2 protein-coding genes and 1 pseudogene are annotated in these 2,214 nt (G+C 62.9%); all 3 read right to left on the reverse strand.

The window, feature by feature from the left end:
* A partial coding sequence (gene bioC, locus RTY00_RS19975; protein WP_312665758.1) for a malonyl-ACP O-methyltransferase BioC occupies positions 1–683 on the reverse strand: 683 nt, incomplete at its 3' end.
* Positions 667–1,818: an 8-amino-7-oxononanoate synthase gene (gene bioF / locus RTY00_RS19980; protein WP_312665759.1), complete on the reverse strand. Its 1,152-nt coding sequence runs from the start codon at positions 1,816–1,818 to the stop codon at positions 667–669. The genes bioC and bioF, both read right to left, overlap by 17 nt.
* Positions 1,819–2,214 (reverse strand): annotated as a pseudogene (locus RTY00_RS19985) (biotin synthase); the annotation flags it as partial. It lies immediately after the preceding gene.

Raw genomic sequence — 2,214 nt, forward strand, 5'->3', positions numbered from 1 at the left:
TCAAGCTGTGCCAGCTGAGCGCGCGTCAGTACGCTGGCGCCGCGTCCGTCGTGCAGATGTGTGGCACCAATGCCTTTCAGCGAGCGCATAGCGCTGAGCGCGCTGGGAAAATGCAGCGTGATAACCTGCTGCTGCTTAGCGATCGGCAGCGTTGTGGTGGCCGCGTCAAACTGTGCGGCGCTGAGGAAACGGTTGGCGTGCTGACGACCATCCAGCTGCGCCCACGCGTGATGCACTTCGTGCAGCGACCCGTCGAGCAGCGTGGAAAACAGTACCGTGCCGCCTGGACGCGTAACGCGCAAAAACTGCAGCAGCGCGGTGTGCAAGTCGCTGCTCCACTGCACCGTCAGATTGCTCCACACGCCGTCAACGCTGGCGTCTGGTAGCGGCACCTCATCAATATCGCCCAGCAGATAGTGCTGTGCCGATTGCTGATCGCGCGCGGTTTGCAGCATGTTGGGCGACAGATCAAGTGCCGTCAGCGTGCGCCCGCGATCGCGCCAGTAGCGGCTATACCAGCCGGTGCCGCAACCGGCATCCAGCAGATGAGGACCAAAACCGGCAGGCGCCAGCGCCAACAGCGCATCACCGCTCAGCCGCTGCAACTGCGCGTGCTGCTCGTAATGCGCAGCCGCGCGACCAAAAGCGTTTGCCACGGCCTGCTTGTTAACCTGCAGCGTCATATAGCGCCTCCAGCAGACGATCAATATCATCGGTATGATGCGCAGCGGTGAGCGTGATGCGTAGCCGCGCGGTGCCCGGCGGCACGGTCGGTGGACGAATGGCGCTTACCCAGCAGCCGGCCTGCGCCAGTCGCTGCGACAACGCCATTGCCGCGCTGTTTTCGCCAACGATCAGCGGCTGGATGGCGCTCGCAGAATCGACCAGCTGCCACGGCAAATCGGCGGCTCCCGCACGGAAACGCGCGATGTGGCTGTGCAATTTTTCGCGCAGCGCATCGCCTTGTTGAATCTGCCGCAGTGCCGCCAGCAGCGCGTAGCACTGCGCCGGTGGCATCGCGGTGGAGTAGATCAGATGGCGTGAAAACTGCTCGACGTAATCAGCGGTGGCGTCATCGCACAGCAGCGCCGCGCCGCTGACGCCAAACACTTTGCCGAAGGTGACAATCAGCAGTTCCGGTTTGACCTGCTGCTGCCAGCAGCTGCCGCGCCCTTGCGCACCGGTGACGCCAATACCGTGCGCATCATCCACCAGCAGCCAGCCGTTACCGCGCCGCGTCTGTTCGGCAATCTCGGCCAGCGGTGCGCTGTCGCCATCCATGCTAAACACGCCTTCGGTCACCACCAGCGTGCCGCCCTCCGACGGCGTTGCCAGCAGCTTCGCCAGACTTTCCGGCTGATTGTGGGCAAAGCGACGTAGACTCGCCGGGCTGTGGCTGGCGGCATCCAGCAGTGACGCGTGCGCCAGCTTATCGGCGAAGATGCGATCCTGCTTTTCCGCCAGCAGATGGATCACTGCCTGATTGGCGGCAAATCCCGAAATGAACAGCAGCGCGCGCGAATAGCCAAGCCAGTCCGCCAGCTCCGCTTCGAGCTGCGCATGATGGCGGCTGTAGCCGGTCACGTGACCGGATGCACCCGCACCCGCGCCCGTCTCGGCCGCGCCCTGCTGCCAGGCAGCGATCACCGCCGGATGCTGACTCAAGCCGAGATAGTCATTGCTGGAGAAGTGGCGATAACGCTGCCCTTCGAGCGTAATCTCCCGCACGCTGTTGTGCTCAACGGGACGCCGCAGCCGCCAGCCATCCGCGGCGCGCCGCGCCGCCAGCGCCTCATCAATACGTTGTGACCAGCCCATTTACACAGCCGCGTTATAGAACTGCTCGGTATCCGCGTGCAGCAGCTGCTCGCTGAGCTGATATTGCTGCTCGTTGTCACCGGCGGTTGTCGCGGTATGCTCAGGATTCAGGCCCAGTTTGCGGAACAGAATTAGATCTTTATCCTCTTCCGGGTTTGGCGTAGTGAGCAGCTTGCAGCCGTAGAAGATTGAGTTTGCACCGGCCATAAAGCACATCGCCTGAGTTTGCTCGCTCATCTGCTCGCGACCGGCTGAAAGACGCACGTGCGACGATGGCATCATGATGCGCGCCACCGCGATGGTGCGGATGAAGTCGAACGGTTCAACGTCGTCGTTATCGGCCAGCGGCGTGCCTTTGACCTTCACCAGCATGTTGATCGGTACGCTCTCGGGCGG

The sequence above is a fragment of the Pantoea sp. CTOTU49201 genome, from assembly GCF_032054795.1.
Taxonomy (GTDB): domain Bacteria; phylum Pseudomonadota; class Gammaproteobacteria; order Enterobacterales; family Enterobacteriaceae; genus Pantoea; species Pantoea symbiotica.

What these genes read in the sequence shown, in the direction of transcription:
- bioF (WP_312665759.1), bottom strand. Translation starts at nt 1,818, where the DNA reads ATGGGCTGGTCACAACGTATTGATGAGGCGCTGGCGGCGCGGCGCGCC.